General features: G+C 74.2%; 20 protein-coding genes and 1 tRNA gene. 9 read left to right on the forward strand and 12 right to left on the reverse strand.

What is annotated here, in order from left to right:
- Position 1 precedes the first annotated feature (1 nt).
- From D7318_RS05200 to D7318_RS05215, 4 genes are all read right to left on the reverse strand, one after another.
- Complete coding sequence (locus D7318_RS05200; RefSeq protein WP_120695621.1) at positions 2 to 475, reverse strand: copper chaperone PCu(A)C; 474 nt, start codon at positions 473 to 475, stop codon at positions 2 to 4.
- The gene (locus D7318_RS05205) at positions 472 to 1,131 is read right to left on the reverse strand and encodes an SCO family protein (protein ID WP_120695622.1); all 660 of its coding nucleotides are present in this window, start codon (positions 1,129 to 1,131) and stop codon (positions 472 to 474) included. The genes D7318_RS05200 and D7318_RS05205 overlap by 4 nt, the downstream gene beginning before the upstream one ends.
- A gap of 102 nt (positions 1,132 to 1,233) precedes the next feature.
- The gene (locus D7318_RS05210) at positions 1,234 to 1,995 is read right to left on the reverse strand and encodes a YcnI family copper-binding membrane protein (protein WP_120695623.1); all 762 of its coding nucleotides are present in this window, start codon (positions 1,993 to 1,995) and stop codon (positions 1,234 to 1,236) included.
- A gap of 104 nt (positions 1,996 to 2,099) precedes the next feature.
- Complete coding sequence (locus D7318_RS05215; RefSeq protein ID WP_120695624.1) at positions 2,100 to 2,894, reverse strand: hypothetical protein; 795 nt, start codon at positions 2,892 to 2,894, stop codon at positions 2,100 to 2,102.
- Positions 2,895 to 3,132: 238 nt separating this feature from the next.
- Between D7318_RS05215 and D7318_RS05220 the strand changes: the two genes are divergently transcribed.
- From D7318_RS05220 to D7318_RS05230, 4 genes are all read left to right on the forward strand, one after another.
- Positions 3,133 to 3,570 carry an ATP-binding protein gene (locus tag D7318_RS05220; RefSeq protein ID WP_120695625.1) on the forward strand — a complete coding sequence of 146 codons (438 nt, stop codon included), beginning with the start codon at positions 3,133 to 3,135 and terminating at the stop codon, positions 3,568 to 3,570.
- Between the two features lie 251 nt (positions 3,571 to 3,821).
- Complete coding sequence (tatA, locus tag D7318_RS05225; RefSeq protein ID WP_120695626.1) at positions 3,822 to 4,103, forward strand: Sec-independent protein translocase subunit TatA; 282 nt, start codon at positions 3,822 to 3,824, stop codon at positions 4,101 to 4,103.
- A gap of 41 nt (positions 4,104 to 4,144) precedes the next feature.
- Entirely contained in the window at positions 4,145 to 4,267 is a 123-nt protein-coding gene (locus D7318_RS34545) for a hypothetical protein (protein ID WP_268987329.1), read from the forward strand.
- 370 nt (positions 4,268 to 4,637) lie between these two features.
- On the forward strand, positions 4,638 to 5,144 hold the full coding sequence (locus tag D7318_RS05230; protein ID WP_230423396.1) for a peptidylprolyl isomerase: 507 nt from the start codon (positions 4,638 to 4,640) through the stop codon (positions 5,142 to 5,144).
- 57 nt (positions 5,145 to 5,201) lie between these two features.
- Here the strand turns inward: D7318_RS05230 and D7318_RS05235 are convergent, their stop codons facing one another.
- The 4 genes from D7318_RS05235 to D7318_RS05250 all read right to left on the reverse strand — a co-directional run bounded on the left by D7318_RS05235 (position 5,202) and on the right by D7318_RS05250 (position 10,880).
- Positions 5,202 to 6,239, reverse strand: coding sequence for a hemolysin family protein (locus tag D7318_RS05235; protein ID WP_120695628.1), 1,038 nt, complete (start codon positions 6,237 to 6,239; stop codon positions 5,202 to 5,204).
- Positions 6,236 to 7,678, reverse strand: coding sequence for a hemolysin family protein (locus D7318_RS05240; RefSeq protein WP_120695629.1), 1,443 nt, complete (start codon positions 7,676 to 7,678; stop codon positions 6,236 to 6,238). Before D7318_RS05240 ends, D7318_RS05235 begins: the two co-directional genes overlap by 4 nt.
- A gap of 225 nt (positions 7,679 to 7,903) precedes the next feature.
- The gene (locus D7318_RS05245) at positions 7,904 to 9,424 is read right to left on the reverse strand and encodes an aminopeptidase P family protein (RefSeq protein WP_120695630.1); all 1,521 of its coding nucleotides are present in this window, start codon (positions 9,422 to 9,424) and stop codon (positions 7,904 to 7,906) included.
- Positions 9,425 to 9,503: 79 nt separating this feature from the next.
- A complete protein-coding gene (locus D7318_RS05250) occupies positions 9,504 to 10,880 on the reverse strand; it encodes a PP2C family protein-serine/threonine phosphatase (protein WP_120695631.1) in 1,377 nt (458 codons plus the stop codon).
- A 391-nt stretch (positions 10,881 to 11,271) separates the two neighbouring features.
- Between D7318_RS05250 and D7318_RS05255 the strand changes: the two genes are divergently transcribed.
- Positions 11,272 to 11,946 carry a bifunctional DNA primase/polymerase gene (locus D7318_RS05255; protein ID WP_120695632.1) on the forward strand — a complete coding sequence of 225 codons (675 nt, stop codon included), beginning with the start codon at positions 11,272 to 11,274 and terminating at the stop codon, positions 11,944 to 11,946.
- A gap of 230 nt (positions 11,947 to 12,176) precedes the next feature.
- On the opposite strand, the gene D7318_RS05260 is transcribed toward D7318_RS05255, so the two are convergent.
- From D7318_RS05260 to D7318_RS05270, 3 genes are all read right to left on the reverse strand, one after another.
- Entirely contained in the window at positions 12,177 to 13,151 is a 975-nt protein-coding gene (locus D7318_RS05260; RefSeq protein ID WP_120695633.1) for a DUF5926 family protein, read from the reverse strand.
- 48 nt (positions 13,152 to 13,199) lie between these two features.
- Positions 13,200 to 13,592: an ATP-binding protein gene (locus D7318_RS05265; protein ID WP_230423397.1), complete on the reverse strand. Its 393-nt coding sequence runs from the start codon at positions 13,590 to 13,592 to the stop codon at positions 13,200 to 13,202.
- Between the two features lie 216 nt (positions 13,593 to 13,808).
- The gene (locus D7318_RS05270; protein ID WP_120695634.1) at positions 13,809 to 14,615 is read right to left on the reverse strand and encodes a glycerophosphodiester phosphodiesterase family protein; all 807 of its coding nucleotides are present in this window, start codon (positions 14,613 to 14,615) and stop codon (positions 13,809 to 13,811) included.
- A 341-nt stretch (positions 14,616 to 14,956) separates the two neighbouring features.
- Between D7318_RS05270 and D7318_RS05275 the strand changes: the two genes are divergently transcribed.
- A complete protein-coding gene (locus D7318_RS05275; protein WP_329604839.1) occupies positions 14,957 to 16,219 on the forward strand; it encodes a S1C family serine protease in 1,263 nt (420 codons plus the stop codon).
- Between the two features lie 50 nt (positions 16,220 to 16,269).
- Positions 16,270 to 16,357: transfer RNA gene (locus D7318_RS05280), tRNA-Ser, on the forward strand.
- Between the two features lie 28 nt (positions 16,358 to 16,385).
- Here D7318_RS05280 and D7318_RS05285 read toward each other — a convergent pair.
- Complete coding sequence (locus D7318_RS05285) at positions 16,386 to 16,805, reverse strand: TIGR03668 family PPOX class F420-dependent oxidoreductase (RefSeq protein WP_120695636.1); 420 nt, start codon at positions 16,803 to 16,805, stop codon at positions 16,386 to 16,388.
- 386 nt (positions 16,806 to 17,191) lie between these two features.
- On the opposite strand from D7318_RS05285, the gene D7318_RS05290 reads away from it, so the two are divergent.
- Both D7318_RS05290 and D7318_RS05295 read left to right on the forward strand, forming a co-directional pair.
- A complete protein-coding gene (locus tag D7318_RS05290; protein WP_230423369.1) occupies positions 17,192 to 17,824 on the forward strand; it encodes an RNA polymerase sigma factor in 633 nt (210 codons plus the stop codon).
- A complete protein-coding gene (locus D7318_RS05295; protein ID WP_120695637.1) occupies positions 17,821 to 18,579 on the forward strand; it encodes a hypothetical protein in 759 nt (252 codons plus the stop codon). Before D7318_RS05290 ends, D7318_RS05295 begins: the two co-directional genes overlap by 4 nt.
- Positions 18,580 to 18,646: the final 67 nt, after the last annotated feature.

Consider the following 18,646-nt stretch of genomic DNA (forward strand, 5'->3'; position numbering starts at 1 on the left):
CTCACTCCCCGGTGTGGGTGGCGGACTCGACCGGCACGTCGAGGGCGATCGGGTCCGACGTCTCGAAGTGCAGCTCGAGGGTCACGGTGTCACCCTCGACGGGCTGGCTGGTCAGGTCCATGAGCATCACATGGTTGCCGCCGCGCGCCAGGTCGAGCTCGCCCCCCGCGGGGACGGGCAGCGCATCGACCTGTCGCATGGCGTTGTCCACCGTCTCGTGGATCTCGACGGTCCCCGCGATGTCGCTCGTGACGGACGTCAGGGCGTCGTCGGTGCCGCCCGCGTTCTCCACGGTGAGGAAGGCGGCCGCGAGGTCGGCGGTCGCGGGCTCGGGGATGAACGCGCCCCGCGCCGAGAGATCGGGCGGCGACGCGGCGTCGTCCCCGCCGTTCCCGTTCCCGTTCCCGTCCCCGCCGCCGCACGCGCTCAGCGCGAACGCCGCCGTCAGCGCCACCGCGGCGGCGCGGCCCCTCATGGCAGCTCTCCCGCGATCAGCCCGGGCAGGTCGCGCTCGAACGTCTCGGCCGTCACGCCCTCCGTGTAGATGACATGGGCCTGGTCGTCCGTCGGCAGGAACGCCACGACCTGGGTGCCGTGCGTCGAGACGATCCCGCCGTCGTCGTCCTCGTACGACGGCTCGATGTGCACGCCGAGCGAGCGGGCGGCCTCCTGGATGGTCGTGAAGTCGCCGGTCAGGCCGGTGAAGTCGGGGCTCTGGGCGTCGAGCCAGGGCCCGAGGGACTCGGGGGTGTCGCGCTCGGGGTCGGTGGTCACGAAGACCACGCGCAGGTCCGCCCGCTGCTCCTCGTCGAGGGAGTCGGCGGCGAGCGCGATGTTGCTCATGGTCAGGGGGCAGATGTCGGGGCAGTTGGTGTAGCCGAAGTAGAGCAGGGTGGCGTGCCCTTCGGTCTCGGCCGCGAAGTCGTAGGGCTGGCCCTCGGTGTCGGTGAGAACCAGGTCGGGCTTGGCGAAGGGCTGGTCGAGGACGGTGCCCTCGTCGGTCGCGCCACCGCCCGAGGTCTCGGCCGCGGGCGAGTCGCCCGGGTCGGAGCCGCCGTCGCCGCCGCAGGCGGCCAGGGTGAGCGCGGCGGTCGCCGCGACGAGCGTCGCGCTGATCTTGCGCAGGTGCATGAACGTTCCTGGTGATGGTGGGCCGCGGGGCGCGCGCCGGGGCGTGCGCCCCGCGGCCGGTGGTGAGGAGCCGTGGGTCGTGAAACGTGGTGAAGGGGGAGGTCAGGAGGCGGTCGGGGGCGTCGTGCGCCGGCGCCCGGCGAGCACGCCGAACGCCACGCCCGCCACGCCCACCGCGATGCCGACCCCCGCGAGCACGCGGGCGGTGGTGTCGGTGGCCGCGTCGTCGCCGTCACCGTGGGAGGCGGCGGCGCTCTCGCCGCCGTCCCCGTTCGTGCCGTCCCCGTCGGCGCCGTCCTCGGCCGCCGCCACGTCTTCGGCGCCCGCCGCGGGCGTCAGGTGCAGCACGGGCGCCGGGTCCTGCTCGGGCTCGGTGCCGTCCTCGGCCGGGGGCTCGATCCAGCGGGCGACCTCGCCGTCGTCATAGGTCTGGACGGCCCGCAGCACCAGGTGCTCGGTGTCCTCGGGCAGCGGCCCGAGCGAGAGCGGGAACTGCTGGAACATCCCCGGCTCGATCTCCCCGCCCGTCCAGCGCACGACGCTCGGCGCCTCGGTGATCTGGTTGCCGTGGTTCTCGATCGGGGTCTCGAGCTCGGCCGTCTCGACCTCGACCTCCCACCCCGGCACGGCCTGCGGCCGCACCGAGGCGAGCGGGAACTCCGGGTCGAGGTGCAGCTCGAGGCTGACGGTCGACGCGGTGTCGCTCTCGTTGGGGACCCGGACGTCGATGGTGGTGTAGCCGCCCTGCTCGGCCTCGGCGGGGTCGACGCTGACATGGGCCTGGGCGGGTGCGGCCAGGGCGAGGGCCGCGGCGGCGGTGGCGAACGTGACGACTGAGCAGGCGGCGACGCGCGTGCGGTTCATGGGGCACTCCAGGGTGCTGGGGTGGTGAAGGGGGATGTTCGGGCGCGCGGCGGCGCACTCGCCCCCTCCGCCGCGCGGGCGCGGGGGAGGGCGTGAGAGATGCGTCAGGCCGCGAGGGTGAGCTGGTGCGCCGGCGCGGGCGGGCCGCGCCGCAGCACCGCGCTCGCCAGAACGGCGCCGTGGAGTGCGGGAAGGGGGAGGAACGCCGTGCGGAGCGCGCCACGGTGGGCCGCGTGGCCCGGGAGCGGCGCGCCGCACAGAAAGCGGAGAAGCCGCAACGCCCGGCACAGCGGCGGCAGTTGAGCGAGGAGGAACGCGCCACCCCGGCCGTTGTCCTCGGGGAGCGCGGCGAGCCGTACGGCCGCCCACAGCGCGGCCTCGCCGCGCCGCAGCAGCCAGCCCGCGAGCAGGGCCGCCGCGAGGTGGCCGAGCAGCATGGGCGCGGAGGCCAGCGAGGCCAGCGCCTCGCCGAGGCCCATCGCGCCCCCGGCGTCCGCGAGGTGCCGCGCGCCGACGGCGTGCGCGTCCCCGATGCCCGATGCGGCGACGAGGTGGGCCGCCTCGGCGTCGGTGAGCGTGATCCCGCCGTTGTCGCAGAGCAGGCGGGCGGCCAGCTCCCTCGGCCCTGGCGCCGCCGCGGGCGCGTGCCCGCCGACGCAGTAGAGGACGTGCAGCGCGAGCTGGGCGGCGACCAGGGTGCCCGCGAGCGCGGGCACCGAGCGCCGCTCGCGCCCGGCGAGCGGCAGCGCGACGGCGAACGCCGCGCCCCAGCCGAGGGCCAGTGTGGCGGGCGGTATGCCGGAGCCCGCGGCGCCGAGGTGACCGGTGGCGGCCAGCGTGGCGCAGGCCGCGGCGAACACCGCGGCTCGCAGCAGTCGCAGATCGGCTCCGGCACGCATGGCGGCGCCATCATCTCACCGGGCCCCCGCCGCGTGACCCACCCGGTCGCCCGCAGCGCGCGGAACGGCTCGTTCTGTCGCGTCGTAAGGGCCCGTTCACCCCCTGTTCACCGCTATATCGGGGGATACGTCCCGTTGCATCCGCCGATCGGGGGGTGTTGGGTCAATCACACGCTTACGCCGCGCGCCGGTCGGCAATACCTAGGGATATGTCGAGCCGTGGCCAGGAGGTCGGAGCATGAGCGTCTGGTGGTCTCTCCAGCTGCGGCGGGAAGCGGCCAGTGTTCCGCTCGCGCGGCGGCTCCTGCTCGGCTCCATGGAGGCGGCGGGCGTGGACGCGGACATCTCGCACGAGATGTCGGTCGCCCTGTCCGAGGCGTGTTCCAACGCCGTCCGCCACGGCAGCGGCCAGTCCGACGTCTACCGGGTGACCGCGTCGGTGCACGGGGACGTGTGCCGCATCGAGGTCACCGACTGCGGCCCCGGCTTTCCCGGCGGCGCGGTGGTGCCGCGCTCCGAGCCGTTCGACCTCCAGCCGGGCGGGCGGGGGCTGCGCCTGATCGAGGCGCTCTCGGACGCGGTCACCTTCGACAACCAGCCGGAGTCGGGCGGCGCGGTCGTGACGTTCGACAAGACCCTGCGCTGGCGCGAGGACGCCCTGCTCCAGGTCTCCTAGGGTCTCCTCGTCGTCTGGAAGGGCGCCGCCGTCCGGGCCCCCGCCGCATGGGGCGAGCGCCCTCCGCGGCAACCGCTCCCACCAGCGCGTTCCCCGGCCGCACCGCCCCGTTTCCCTCCGGTCGTCGAGGCGGTCTGTTCCTGAAGGGGCGCACAGAGGTATTGTCTTGTGATTTGCGCAATCTTTACTTCTTGCGCGTTACCGTGGCGCTGATCGGGACGTCGCGAGGCGTCTCCTAGGAGGTGGAACCCATGGGTCAGATCGGGGCACGGGAGCTTGTCGTCCTGGCCATCATCGTGCTGCTCGTCTTCGGGGCGAAGCGGCTGCCCGACATCGCCCGCTCGCTGGGCAAGTCGGCGCGGATCCTCAAGAGCGAGACCGCCGCCATGAAGGCGGAGAACAACACCGCCGCCGCGCCGCCCAAGGAGGAGCCGGAGCCCGCGACCGGCACCGCCCGCACCATCCAGGCCGCCCCCGGCGACGTGTCGACCGCCAGGCCGGTCGAGGAGCCCAAGCCCACCGCGCAGACCTGACGGCGCCGCCGTCACGCACCACACGGCGGGGAGCACCGTTCATGAGCCGCCATCCGCCGGACTCCTCCGCCGCCCTCATCACCGGCGTCATGGCCTGGGTCCGTGGTGAAAGTCCCGCCTGCCCCGTGCCGCCCATGGGCGCGCTGACGCGTTCCGCCGCGTGATCGTCCCTCGTGCGCGCCCGCCCGTTCCACGTCGTCGCCGCGCGCGAGGCCGCCCGAGGCCCTGGTGGCAGAACGGAAGGTGTGGGGCATGATGAGGTCCCTGGGAGCTCCGCGCACCGAGCCCGCCACGGGTCACCCCACACGGAAGGCCACATCCGACATGAATCGCACCTCTCGGCGTCTCGCGACCGGGCTGCTCTGCCTCGGTCTGTTCACCGCGGCCTGCGGCGATGAGTCCGACGACGGGGAGGGCGGTGAGCCCACGCCCCAGGAGCAGCAGACCGAGCAGTCGGCGCCGGGCGACGCGCCCGATGACCCCGCGCAGGGCCAGGAGCAGCTCCCGGGCCCCGGCGACCCGGAGACCGTGGAGGTGCCCGAGGTCACCAGCGCGACCATCCACACGAGCGAGGGCGACATCGCGCTGACCCTCTACCCCGAGGAAGCCCCGCTGACCGTCACGAACTTCACGGGCCTGGCCGACGGCTCCCTGGCCTGGGCGGGCCAGGAGGGCGACGAGCCGCTGTACGACGGCACGATCTTCCACCGCGTGATCGACGGCTTCATGATCCAGGGCGGTGACCCCGCGGGGAACGGAACGGGCGGCCCCGGCTACCAGTTCGCCGACGAGGTGGACACCGGGCTGACGTTCGAGGAGCCGTATCTGCTGGCCATGGCCAACTCGGGCCCGGCGACGAACGGTTCGCAGTTCTTCATCACCGTCGAGGCCACCCCCCACCTCGACGGCCTGCACACCATCTTCGGCGAGGTCGCCGACGACGCGAGCCGCGAGGTCGTGGACGCCATCGCGGCCACCGAGACCGGGCCGGGCGACGCGCCGGTCGAGCCGATCACCATCGAGTCCGTCTCCCTGGGCTGATCCCCGGCCGCCGCGCCGCCCCCGGGCGAAGGGGGCGGGCGCGGCGGCCGTTCCGGCTCAGGCGGCCCGCGCCGCCCGCACCGCCCTCGGCCCCATCAGCCGCACCAGCAGGTCATCGAGGCTGATCAGCCCGGTCACCCGCCCGTCGGGGCCTCGGACCACGGCGAGCGAGGCCCGCCGCTGCCGCAGCTGCTCCACCGCGTGGGCGAGCGTGTCCTCGGCCGTCAGCTCGGGGACGGGCCGCGCCAGCTCGGCCGCCGTCACCGTCCGCCCCGCCGCCCGCGCCACGATCGCGTCCCGCGCGTGCACCGAGCCCACCACGCGCGCCCCGTCGCGCACCAGCAGCCGCGTGTGGTCGCTGGCCGCCGCGGTGGCCAGGATCACCTCGGTCCCCGCGCCCGCCGACACCTCCGCGATCCGGTCGGCGGGCACCTGGATCGCGCCCACCGGCGCCTGCGGCACCGTCAGCGAGCGCGTGATCAGCCCCGAGTCCGTCTCGCTGATCAGCCCGAGCCGCTGCGACTCGGCCACCAGCTGCGCCAGCTGCTCCCGGTCGTGCACCGAGGCCAGCTCCTCGCGCGGGGTCACCCGGCACAGCCGCACCAGCGCGTTGGCCAGCGTGTTGAGCGCCCGGATCAGCGGCCTGACCGCCCGCACCAGCGCGCGGAACGGCGGCGCGAGCAGCATCGCCGAACGCTCGGGGTGCGAGATCGCCCACGACTTGGGCGCCATCTCGCCGACCACCATGTGCAGGAACACCACGATGGTCATCGCCACGACGAACGCGACCCCGTACGAGAGCCCGCCCGGCAGCCCGGCCGCCTCGAGCAGCGGATCGATCCGGTGGGCGAGCGCGGGCTCCGAGATGCTGCCGAGCCCCAGCGTGCAGGCGGTGATGCCCAGTTGCGCGCCCGCGAGCATGAGCGACAGCTCGCGCATCCCCGCGAGCGCCGCGCGCGCCCCGCGCTCGCCCGCCGCGCGCGCCTGCTCCATGCGGTGGTGCTTCGCCGCCACCAGCGCGAACTCGGCCGCCACGAAGAACCCCGAGCCCACGAGCAGCGTCGCCGTGACCAGCACGGCCACCTGCCCGCTCATGAAAGCTGCCCCTGCCGGGCGGCCATGGGCGCGGACGGGGCGCGCCCGGCCCGTTGACCGGCGCGGGCCCGTTCGACGGCGCGCGGGGAGCGTTCGGCCCACTCGGCCCGTTCGGCCTCTTCGAGGCGCAGGCGCGCGGGCACGCGCCGGTCGAGCGACAGCACGGTCAGCCGCGCCACGCCCCCGCCGCCCCGCGCGCCCCCCGGCGTCGGCGCCAGCTCGACCTCGATCACGTCGCCCACCGCGGGAAAGCGCCCCGAGCGGTCGATCGCCAGACCGGCGACCGTCCCGAACGCGTCGTCCTCGGGCAGCGGAACGCCCGTCGCCACGGCCACCTCGTCCACCCGGCCCCTGCCGTCCACGACCCAGCCGCCGCCGTCCGGCACGGCCACCTCGACCACCCGGTCGCTCTCGTCGGCGATCTCGCCGACCAGCTCCTCCGCGATGTCCTCCAGCGTGACGATGCCCGCGAGCCCGCCGTACTCGTCGAGCACGACCCCGAACTCCTCGTCCGCCGCCTGCATCTGCTCCACCGCGCCCGGCAGCGGCAGCGTGTCAGGGAGCAGCAGCGCGCGGCGCGCGAGCGCCCCCGCCGTGCGCCGGGTGATGCGCTCCGGGCTCACCCGCATCAGCTCGCGCACCCCCACCACGCCCACGATGTCGTCGATCCGGTCGCCGATCACCAGGTGGTGCGAGTGGCCGTGCGCGGCGATCAGCTCGACCACCTCGGCGGCGGGGGCCGAGGCCCGCACCGATGCCGCCTCGACGCGCGGCACCATCACCTCGGCCAGCGTCCGTTCGGAGAAGCCGAGCGCGCCGTCGAGCAGCTTCGCCGTCGCGTGCGGCAGCCGCCCCTGCGCGCGCGAGGCGCCGATCAGCTGGCCCAGCTCCTCGAGCGTCGCGCCATGGTGCAGCTCGTCGACCGGCTCGATGCCGACGCGGCGCAGCAGCCGGTTGGCCGAGGCGTCGAAGACGCGGATCAACGGGCCCGCCACGCGCAGATACATCAGCGTCGAGCCCGCCATGGCCATGGCGAGACGCTCGGGGACGGCCAGCGCGAGATTCTTGGGGCCCAGCTCGCCCAGCACCATCTGCACCCCGGTGGCCAGCGCGAACGCCAGCACCAGCGCGACCCCGGGCACCGCGGCCTCCGGCACCCCGAGCCCGCCGAGCGCGGGCCCGAGCAGCGCGGCGAGGGCGGGCTCGGCCAGGACGCCGACCACGAGGCCCGTCACCGTGATCCCGAGCTGCGCCCCAGAGAGCATGAACGACAGCCGCTCCTGCACCCGCAGCGCGCGGGCGGCCCGCCGGTCGCCCGCCGCCGCCGCCCGCCCGAGGGCGAGCCGGTCGGCGGCGACGAACGCGAACTCCTGGGCGACGAAATATCCGGTGCCCGCCGTCAGGACCAGCACGGCGAGCAGCCCGAGCGCGGCACTCAACGGACACCACCTCGCCGTGTGCCGCGGCACGTCTGACGTTGGCGAGGTGGTCCGGGACTATGCCCGTCCGGGTCGGACGAAGGGGGCGCCACAGGGCTCCTTCCGGCGGGGATCGGAACACGGAGCGCGACCACGCGCGTCCGTGTTCCCAGGCTGTACCCCTTTTTGTCTCCCCGACACCTTCACACGCGGTGGTGAAGGCGCGTCAGGAGGAGCCCGACCGCCTCACGCGCGCAGCCGCGCCATCCACGCCTCGACCTCGTCGGAACGCCGCGGCAGCGCGGCCGACAGATTCCGGCTGCCGTCCTCGGTCACCAGCAGGTCGTCCTCGATCCGCACGCCGATCCCCCGGTACTCCTCGGGGACCGTCAGGTCGTCGGGCTGGAAGTAGAGGCCGGGCTCGACCGTCAGGCACATCCCCGGCTCGAGCGTGCCGTCGGCGTAGCTCTCGCGGCGCGCGGCCGCGCAGTCGTGGACGTCCATGCCGAGCATGTGCCCGGTGCCGTGCAGCGTCCAGCGGCGCTGGAGCCCCAGCTCGAGCACCCGCTCCACAGGACCGTCGAGCAGGCCCCACTCGACGAGCTTCCGCGCCAGCACCCGCTGCGCCGCCTCGTGGAAGTCGCGGTACTTCGCGCCGGGCACCACCGCGGCGATGCCCGCCTCCTGCGCCTCGTACACCGCGTCGTAGATCGTGCGCTGGAGGTCGGTGAACCGGCCGTTGATCGGCAGGGTCCGCGTGACGTCCGCGGTGTACAGCTCCGTGGTCTCCACGCCCGCGTCGAGCAGCAGCAGGTCGCCCGAGCGGACCGGGCCGTCGTTGCGCACCCAGTGCAGCGTCGTGGCGTGCGGGCCCGCGGCGCAGATCGAGCCGTAGCCGACGTCGTTGCCCTCGACCCGGGCGCGCAGGAAGAACGTGCCCTCGATGTACCGCTCCGACGTGGCCTCCGCGCGGTCGAGCACGCGCACCACGTCCTCGAAGCCGCGCGCCGTCGCCTCGCACGCGTGGGCCAGCTGGGCGATCTCGAACTCGTCCTTGACCAGCCGCGTCTCGGAGAGGAAGACGCGCAGCTCCTCGTCGCGCTCGGCGGTGACCTTGTCGTTCAGCGCCGCCTCGACCTCGGCGTCGTGCCCGCGCACGACCCGCACCTGGCCCTTCGCCTTGCCGAGCACGTCGGGAACGGTGCGCACATCGGCGACGGGAACGCCGTAGAGCCGCTCGGCCTCGGTCAGGCTCGTGCGGCGGCCCACCCACAGCTCGCCCTGGCCGCTGAGCCAGAACTCACCGTTCTCGCGGTTCGACCTGGGCAGCAGATAGAGGGTGGCGTCGTGGCCGCGCTCGCCGGTGGGCTCGAGGACGAGCACGCCGTTCTCCGTCTGGTCGCCGGTGAGATAGGCGTACTCGACGGAGGCGCGGAAGGGGTAGTCGGTGTCGTTGGAACGCGTCTTGAGGCGACCGGCCGGGACGACGATGCGCTCGCCCGGGAAGCGCTCGGAGAGCGCGGCGCGGCGGCGGGCGGTGTGCGCGGCCTGCGGGACGGGCTCGAGGCCGAGGCGCTCGGTGTCGGCCCAGCCCTGCTTCATGTTCTCGGCCAGCTCGTCGGAGATCTGCGGCGTGACGCCGTTCTTGCGGGGCGCGGGCGTCTCATCGGCGGCCCCCTGCTGCTCGGCGGTCTCGGCCGGATGGCCCTCGGTCCGCTGCTCTTCGGCCACGTCCGTCTCCTCGCTCGCTGGCTGGCTTCGCCCCATGGTAGGCACGGCGCGGCGGGGCGCGACAGCGTTCTTCCGAGCGGCTCACGGCGCGCGGGCGGGACCTGACAAGGCGCTCCTACGCGAAGTGCGCGGCGAGCACGACGACGTCCTCGGGGCTGTCGGCCGCGGCGGGGGAGTCGAGGTCGGGGAGCAGCGTGTGCAGGATGTGGTCGGCGAGCGCGCCCGGGTCGGCGCGGGCGGCGGGGGAGGCGTGCGCGGCCGCGGCCTGGAGGCGGGCGAACGCCCGGTCGAGCGGCTCGCCGGTGCGGTGCAGCAGCCCGTCGCTGTAGAGCAGGACCGTTTCTCCCTCCTCGATCCGCAGGTGGACGCTCGGCGCCTCCCAGCAGGCCAGCATGTTGAGCGGCGCGGAGAGCGTGGTCTCGGCGAAGTCGGCACGGCCCGCGCCGATTACGAGCGGCGGCGGGTGGCCCGCCGAGGCCAGCACGAGGCGGCGCGTGGCGGGCTCGGCGTAGCCGAACAGCGCGGTGGCGCAGCGCCCCGGCTCGGTCATCCGCAGCAGCAGCTCCAGGTCGGAGAGGACGGCCACCGGGTCCTCGCCCTCCATCACGGCGTAGGCGCGCAGGCCCGCGCGCAGCCGCCCCATCGCGGCGAGCGCGGCGGGGCCCGTGCCGGTGGCGCCGCCGATGGCGAGGCCGAGGGCGCTGTCGGGGAGGGCGAGCGCGTCGTAGAAGTCGCCGCCGCCGCGCGGCCCGAACCGGTGCCGCACGGCGAGCGAGACCCCGGGCAGCAGCGGGAGCCCGGGCGGCAGCAGGCCCTCGTGCACGGTGCGAACGGCCGTGAGCGCGCGGGTGAGTTCGAGGCGGTTGGCGATGTGCTGGGCGGCCTGGCGCAGATAGTGGGAGAGCATGCGGCGCTGGCGCGGGTCGGGCTGGCCCGGCTCGTCGTAGAGCCAGACGGCGCCGCCGAGGCGGCCCGGGGTCTCGGCGGCGAGCGGCACGGCGTAGCTCGCGGCGAAGCCGAGCCTGGCGGCGACCTCGCGGTGGCGCGGGTCGAGGGAGTCCTCGTGCGGGATGTCTCGGTGGACGACCTCGGTGAGGTCGGCGCCGCCCTCGGGGTCGGCGCCGAAGGGCGTGTCGAGCCCCGGCGGGACCGTCTCCAGGTGGCCGAGGTCGGCATGGCCGAGACCGAGCCCCGCGAGCCGCTCGGGCCCGAGGCCGTCACAGGGGCGCAACGCCACCAGCCCCCGGCGCGCCCCGACCAGCTCCGCGCCGGCGCGCAGCGTTTCGTCGAGGGCGTCCGCGAGGGTGCGGGTGCGCCCGAGGCGTTCCGTCAGCGCGTGGAGCGTGGTGAGGTCGGAGATCCAGGACGCGAGCCGGTCGTGCGCCCCTCCGGGGCTGCCGAGTGCGGTGTCGTCAGCGGGCCGTGAAGTCTGGGGGACCGTCGGCAGCACGGGGTGGATTCCGGCCACTTTCGAGGGGGGCAAGGTACTCATGGGTGAGGCGAACCCCCATGTGATATGCGTCGCTGCGGGACTTTCCAGGGGAAGGAGCGGGCGGGACCCCGGTCGAGTAGGGTCCTGCCGTGATGGATAATGCCCAGGTAGCGGGCCCGTTCCGGGTCCGACAGGCCGGGCCGCTGCGAGTTTGGCGGAATTGGCGGAAAAGAGGCGTCGGGTCGTTCGGTCAGCGATCGACTGGGCGCTTCCGGCGGCGGATCGAGCCGGGCGGGCTGGGTACATATCGGAACGGATCGTCGAGTTCTGGCGTCCTGTCCGATGGCGGCCGAGCCCCGCACGCCCGCCGCCCCTCACTACGCGACCCGCTGCATACGGTGATCTGTGTTCCACGTGGTGTATCCGAACCCGCGACGGAAGGGACGCGCTGATGCGCGAGATCCTCGGAGAGCGACGCAAGAACGGTAATGGCAACGGCCCCGGCGGCGGCCAGGGCGCCGAGCTGCGCGAGGCGGCTCTTCGGTGCGTGGGGCGGTGGCGGTGGCCCGTGCTGCCGGGGGCCGAGGCGCGCCCCGACGGCGGGTGCGACTGCCCGCGGCCCGACTGCGTGGTCCCTGGGGCCCACCCACTCGACCCCGAGCTGCTGGCCGCGACGACGGACCCCCGCATGGTCGGCTGGTGGTGGCGGGTCCGCCCGCGCTCCCCGATCATGCTGGCCACCGGAGGCCGCGGGCCCTGCGCCCTGAGCCTGCCGGCGCTCGCCGGGGCCGCGGCCCTGGCCGAGCTCGACCGCAGAGGGGCGCCCGCCGGGCCCGTCGTGGCGGCGCCGACCCGCTGGATGCTGCTGGTCGAGCCGTACGAGCTGCCTGAGCTGGGGGAGTTGCTCGGGGCGCTCGAGAGGGTGCCGAGCGCGCTGCGCTTCCACGGGGTCGGGGGCTATCTGCCGCTGCCGCCCTCGCGGACCGGCGCGGGGCGCGTCGCCTGGGCGCGCGAGCCGGAGCCGAGGGGGGACCGGGTGCCGCTGCCGCGGGCCGCCGACCTGCTCGAGGTGCTGGTGGAGGCCGGACTGAGCGCCCCCGAGCCGGGCGGCTGGCTCACCTACTGAGCGGCAGGCCTGTCATGCGGAGGGGTGCGGACATGGACGGACCCGATCGCTGGCGACGGGGGATGCACCAGCGACCGGGCCCACCTCAGAAGGTAACAACTCATCGGGGATTCGCAAATCCCGCGGAGCCCCGCGGCGGCCCGAACTCCCGTCCCACGGGGGGAGTTGTGACCGGAATCACGCGTGTGGCGGCGTCCGCCGGGGGCCGCGCGCCGGGGGCGGGGAGCCGGTCAGTTGAGCGTGACCTGGCGATTGGTGAGGCCGCTGCGGGCGCTGCGCTCCTCGGGGGTGAGCGGCGCGTCGGCGGCCAGCGCCTCGCCGAGCCGCTCGTGGAACGCGGCGGCGGGCTTCTCGCAGTCCTCGGCGCGCATCGCCGACGGCAGGTCCCACACGGGAACGGTCAGCCCGTGCGCGCGGAACGAGCCGACGAGCCGGGTCTCGTCGCCGAGCGTCGCGGCCCCGGCGGCGTGCAGCCTGGCCAACGCGTCGAGCAGCGGCTCCTCGTCGTGCGGCAGGACCCAGCGCAGGTGGTTCTTCCCCGGGGTCTCGCACCAGTACGCCGCGTCCACCCCGGTGAGGCGGGCGGTGGGCGTCGCGGCGGCGTTGGCCCGCTCGAGGGAGGCAGCCACCTCGGGCGTCGCCGCCTCCGCGTCCTCGAGCCAGAACGCGAAGCCCTCGTGCACCGTCGGCTCGAAGGGCGCCTCGAGGTCGAGCAGCTCCTGGAGGCGCGGCCCGTCCGCGGCCGGGCGGCTCGCGGACACGGCGTTCCCCGGCTCGGTGTTGAGCGCGCGGGCGAGGACGTCGGCGAGGTCGCGGCTGAGGTCGCCGGTGGCGGTGTCGTTCTGGAGGGCGAGGAGGACGGCGCCGTTGTCCCGACGGAGCGCGGGCCAGGCCATCGGCAGCACGGTGCCGAGCGTCAGCGAGGGAACGCCGTCGGGGAGCCCCGACTTGAGCGTCAGCGGCACGGTGGCCGAGGGGACGAGCTCGCGCAGCGCGACCCAGTCGCACTCGCCGGGCAGCCCCTCGAAGGGGCGGCGGACCAGCTCGGTCGCGGCCTGTGCGGCGGCGCGGCCATGACATGCCTTGTAACGGCGGCCCGATCCACAGGGGCACGGCTCACGCGCGCCGACGACGGGGATCTCCGCGGTGGACTTCCCCGTGGCCCGGGCGCTGATCGGAGTGCGAGGGCGGCGCTTCTTGGCCATGGTGAGCGGTCTCCTGCGTGCGTTGCGGCGTACGGCTGTGCCGCGAGCCTAGCCGCCCGGCGCGCGCAGGACCGCCCATACGGTGACGGCGCCGGGGAGCTCCGCCTCGCGCACGCCCCACGCGCTCGTGAGGGAGCCGATGATCGTCAACCCCCGGCCGCCCCTGGCGGTCACGGACGGTGACGCGGGCCGCGGCCGGGTCGGGCCGCCCCCGTCGGTGACCGAAATGGTCACCGAGCCGTCGTTCGCCCTGCTCCACGAGGCGCGGACGTCCTGTCCCTCGCTCAATGGCCGAGCATGTCGGCAGGAATTGCTGAGCAGCTCGGAAAGGATCAATACGGCATCATCGATGACTGATTCCGGCGTTCCGCTTTCGCGCAATTCCGCGCGCAATCGCCGTCGTGCCGTTCCCACCCCTGACGGGCCGTGGGACACCGACATGGACGACGACGTCGGTACCTGCTGTGTGACCACCAACGCCACCCCCGAGACCTCCTTCGCCCCACGCCTTGGGATGGTGCCCTGAGGGCCGAGAGCGGAAACCGGCCATGCCGTATCAGTTGACGCACTCGTAATGATCCGATACCAAGCGAATGCGCCGGAGCACACGGGGTGAGAAAAAGCGCGTGGATCATGTCGGCGCGTGAGGCACGTGGGTCAGCCGGGGCCGCCGAGCCCGTTCAGCCGGTCCAGTTGGTGACGCACCGTGCGCGGCCGATTGGTGATGACGGCGTCCACGCCGAGCCGCGCGCACAGCTCCACGTCCACGGGCTCGTCCACCGTCCACACCTGCACCTGGTGACCGGACCGGTGCGCGCGGGCGACATAGCCGGGGTCGCGGCGCAGGATCCGGATGCTCGGACCCGCGATCCGGTTCCCTGGCGGCAGGCGGCCCGCGCGGTGGCGCGGCAGGAGCAGCTGCATCAGATAGACGGTCGGCAGCCCGGGCGCCCCGAGGTGCACGCGGCGCAGCGAGCGCGCCGAGAAGCTCATGACCTGGACGCGCCCCGGCAGCGGGTGCCGTTCGAGCAGCCGCAGCAGCCGCTCCTCCACCTGCCCCGCCCAGCGGGTGGGGTGCTTGGTCTCGATGGCCAGGTCGACGGGCCGGTCCGCGTCGGCGACGAGCCGCAGCAGCCGCTCGAGGGTCAGCACGGTCGTCCGCTCGCGGTCGGCCGAGTCGGGCGACTCGGCCACGCCCGCCTGGGCCTTCCACGAGCCGAAGTCCAGCTCGGCCAACTGGGCCAGCTCCAGGGCGGAAACGGCCCCGCGACCGTTTGACGTACGGTTGACGCGGCGGTCGTGCACGCAGACGAGGTGTCCGTCCGCGGTCAGCCGCACATCGCACTCGAGACCGTCGGCGCCGTCCGTGATGGCCTTGCGGTAGGCGGCCAGGCTGTGCTCGGGGGCGTCCTCTGACGCCCCGCGGTGCGCGATGACCCGGATGGGGTGGCGGGCGGCGGTCACCGCGTCATCGTGCCACGGGGGCGGCGGGGAGCGAGGCGCGCGGTGTTTACGTCCGCCTGACAGACCATGGGAAAGACTGCTCCTATTCCTGCCGTGCACCTGAGGAGAGACCTGAGGAGAGAGCTGTGACCACCGAGAACCACGGCGTCGGCAAGCCGGAGGAGTCCGCCGGCGGTCCGGCGGAGCCCGGGACGGGCCCGTCCGGCTCCCCGCCCGCGGGCGCCCCTCCCCAGGGCGCGCACCCGCAGGCCGGGCCTCCTCCCGCACCGCACCCGCCCGTTCCCCCGGCCCAGCCTCCGGCCCGGTCACCGGCGGTCCCTTCACCGGCGGTCCCTTCACCGGTGGCCCAGCCTCCGGCGCCGCCACGGGCCGCGGCTCCGCCGGCCGTTCCCCCGGCGCCGCACGCGTACGCGCCGACGGCGCCGGTGTCCGCGCCCGGCGGGCACGACCAGGGCGCGCCGCCACCCGCCGAGCCATGGGCCGCGTTCCCGCCGCCGCCCCCGCCGAAGAAGCGGCGCAGCCCGCTGCTCGTCGGCGTCGTCGTGGCGACGATCGTGGCGGGCGGCATCGGCGGCGGCGTCGGCTATCTGGTGGCGGACGACGACGGGAGCGGGTCATCGACCGTCAGCAGGGAGACCGACGGCGACACCGCGGCCCGCCCGCCCGAGTCGGTGGCGGGGATAGCGGAGGCGGCGTTGCCCAGCGTGGTCACCATCGAGGCGGGCACGGAGATGGAGGGCTCATCGGGCACCGGCTTCGTATACGACGAGGAGGGCCACATCATGACGAACAACCATGTGGTGGCCAGCGCGGCGGACGGCGGCACGCTGACCGCCACCTTCTCCGACGGCGCGAGCTACGACGCGGAGGTCGTCGGCCGCGCCGAGGGCTATGACGTGGCCGTGCTCCGGCTGACGGGGCTCGAGGGCCGCGAGCTCGAGCCGCTGCCCATGGGCGACTCCGACCAGGTCGCCGTCGGGGACGGCACGATCGCGATCGGCGCCCCGTTCGGCCTCTCGGGCACGGTCACCACGGGCATCATCAGCGCCAAGGACCGCCCGGTCGCCTCGAGCGACGGCCAGAGCGCCAACGCCTCGTACATGAACGCCCTCCAGACCGACGCCTCGATCAACCCCGGGAATTCCGGCGGCCCCCTGCTGAACGCCGATGGCTCCGTCATCGGCGTGAACTCCGCGATCCGCGGCACCCCCGGCGGCTCGGGCGAGGTCGGCTCGATCGGCCTGGGCTTCGCCATCCCGATCAACCAGGCGACGGCCGTGGCCGCCGACCTGATAGAGACCGGCGAGCCGGTGTATCCGATCATCGGCGCCTCGGTCGAGTCGCCGACCGGTGAGGTGGAGGGCGCCAGGATCGTCTCCGAGGGCGCCGAGGCCGTGACACCCAACGGCCCGGCGGACCAGGCCGGGCTCGAGCCCGGGGATGTCATCACCCAGTTCGGGGACACCCTGATCGACAGCAGCCCCACGTTGATCAGCCAGATCTGGACGTACCAGCCGGGTGACTCGGTGGAGGTCACCTACGTCCGCGACGGCCAGGAGCAGACGACCACGGTCGTCCTGGGCGAGCGCGTGGGCGACCAGTAGCGGAGCCGCTAGGCTGTCCGGGTGCGCGGTGCACGGTTGCCGCGCATCCGGGAGGCTTGCCCGAGCGGCCGAAGGGAACGGTCTTGAAAACCGTCGTGAGGTAACCCCTCACCGTGGGTTCAAATCCCACAGCCTCCGCAGCACGGCGAAGCGGCAGGGCCCCCGGTCATCCGGGGGCCGCCCGCCAGCCCGTCCAGCGCGTGATCGCGATCTCGATCACCGGGCCCTCGGGCCGGAGTTCGCGGTAGGGCCGGTACTTCTCCCGGAGCCGGTCGATGGCCTCTCGCCCGTTCTCGCCGTCGACGATCCGGGCCGTGCCGTCGCCCCTGACCCACCACAGGCGGTCCCAGTCGTCGTCGTACGCGTCGGCCAGGACGCACACCTTCGGGTTGGCCTCGATGTTCCTGAGCCGCTTGAGGTCGCGATGCCGCTTCGGCTTGTGGTCGACGGCGATGACCACCGTGTCGCCTTCGACGGCGAACGTGGCGGGGACGGCGTGCGGCGCGCCGGTGGCATCGACCGTTGCGAGCCGCAGCACGCGCGCCCCGGTCAGGCGCGAACGCGCCTCGTCGCTCGTGAGCTGCATGCCCCCGGCCTACCCCACCGGGCGGGCCCCCGAGGTGAGCAACGACACCCGTGGCCTTCCTGTGACCGGGCTGGTCGGCCAACAGGGTGAGGGGTAGCCTCATGACCTGGTAGAAGTGTGCGCACGGGCTGTGGGTGAGCGGCTTCACATCCCATGGCCCGCGCGTGGCGGCGTTGCCCCGACCGAGGACGGGGCACCCGGGGCGGTTCCGGAAGCCCCCTTCTTCACCTGGGCCGGACCGATCGCCAGTGATCTTTTTTGTAGCTGGCGCGCTCCGCTCCGTAAGATTTATATCTTCAAGCCATGCATGACCGATCGGTGGCGATCGTCCCGCGGGGGCACATACCCCCGGAGCGACGGGCATCGAGAGAGGATCCGAAGGCCCGGTGACCGACTACCTGCCCGCACGACCCACCGGCGTGGCCCCGTTGTCGCCGCTGCCCGCGGACTTCCGCGCCTTCCACCAGCTCTACCGCCCGGCGTATGTCCGCTGGGCCGAGCTGTACCTCGGCGAGCGGGCCGCCGCCGAGGAGGCAGTGGACCGCGCCTTCGAGCGGCTGGCCGCGGAGTGGGGCGACGTCCTCAGGCTCGACAGCCCCGCCGGGTACTCCTGGAGCGTGCTCAAGCACCACACCCTCAAGGCCGTCGCGGCCAGCGGGCGGCGGCCCGTCGTCATGGACACGGCCGCGTTCGAGACCAAGGCGCTGCACTCGGCGGTCGACCCGATAGGGGAGCTCGAGGAGAGCCTCGGCATCTACCAGGCCATTCGCGAGCTGCCCGAGCGTCAGCACGACGTCATCGTGCTGCTCTACTGCATCGGGTACAGCGTGGCGGAGACCGCCGACATCCTCGGCATCAGCGAGCCGGGCGTGCGCTCGACCGCGCGGTACGCCCGCCACCGGCTGAAGGAGGCGCTCGGCCTCAGCGAGAGCCCGGACAGCCAGGAGGCGCCCGAGAGTCCAGGGCCCGCGGAGGGCGGCCGGGCCGCCGGGGCCTCGGAGGACGGGGGCCGGGGATGACGCGCTCGATCGACCAGGCGCTGGCGCGGGCCATCCTGGCCCACCGCCCGCACACCTACACCGACCAGGAGATCGCCGCGGCCGAGACGCGCATCGCGGCCCGGATCTCCGACCGGCTCGACCAGCCGCCGCCGGGGTGTTCGGCGCTGTTCACCGGGGGCAGCGACGACGAGGCGACGCGTTATCTGGCGACCCTCTGCCGCACCGTGGTCGAACAGGAGGGCGCGCTCCAGGACATGGCCGCGTTCCTCGGCCGCCGCATCCCCCAGCCGTACGGCGCGCGCGTGCTCGGCTGTGTGCTCCAGCTCGCCGGGCGGGAGGACAGCGCGCGCTTCTGGTGGCAGTTCGCCGCGGGGGCGGGCGACTGCGCCGCGGCCTACTGCCTGCATCTGCACCATCTGACGCTCGGTGAGACCTGGGAGGCGGAGTTCTGGCGCCGCCAGGCCGGGCTCGAGCTCGGGCCGTCCGACGCCGAGGAGCCGTCCGACGCCGAGGAGCCCTACGACGAGCGGGAGGCCGACGCGTTCGGCTACCCCGACGCGTACGACGAGGACGAGGAGGAGTTCGGCCCCGACCCCGGCCTGGTCCTGAGGGTGCTCGCCCTCCTGCACGGCGACGACGCGTACCTGACCGAGGCCGCCGCCGCCGTGGTGCACTACGTCCCGAGCGCCGTGCATTTTGTCGACGAAGTCGAACTCCCCCTACCCGTCGCCGACTTCGTGCAGCGGATCGAGGAGCTGACGGCGACGGCCTGACCGGGTTTCAACCGGTCGATGTCCTTCGTGCGGGGGAATCCTCCCGGGACGGGTGGTTCCCCGGGGA

Source organism: Streptomyces radicis, assembly GCF_003626575.1.
Classification (GTDB): Bacteria; Actinomycetota; Actinomycetes; order Streptomycetales; family Streptomycetaceae; genus Streptomyces; species Streptomyces radicis.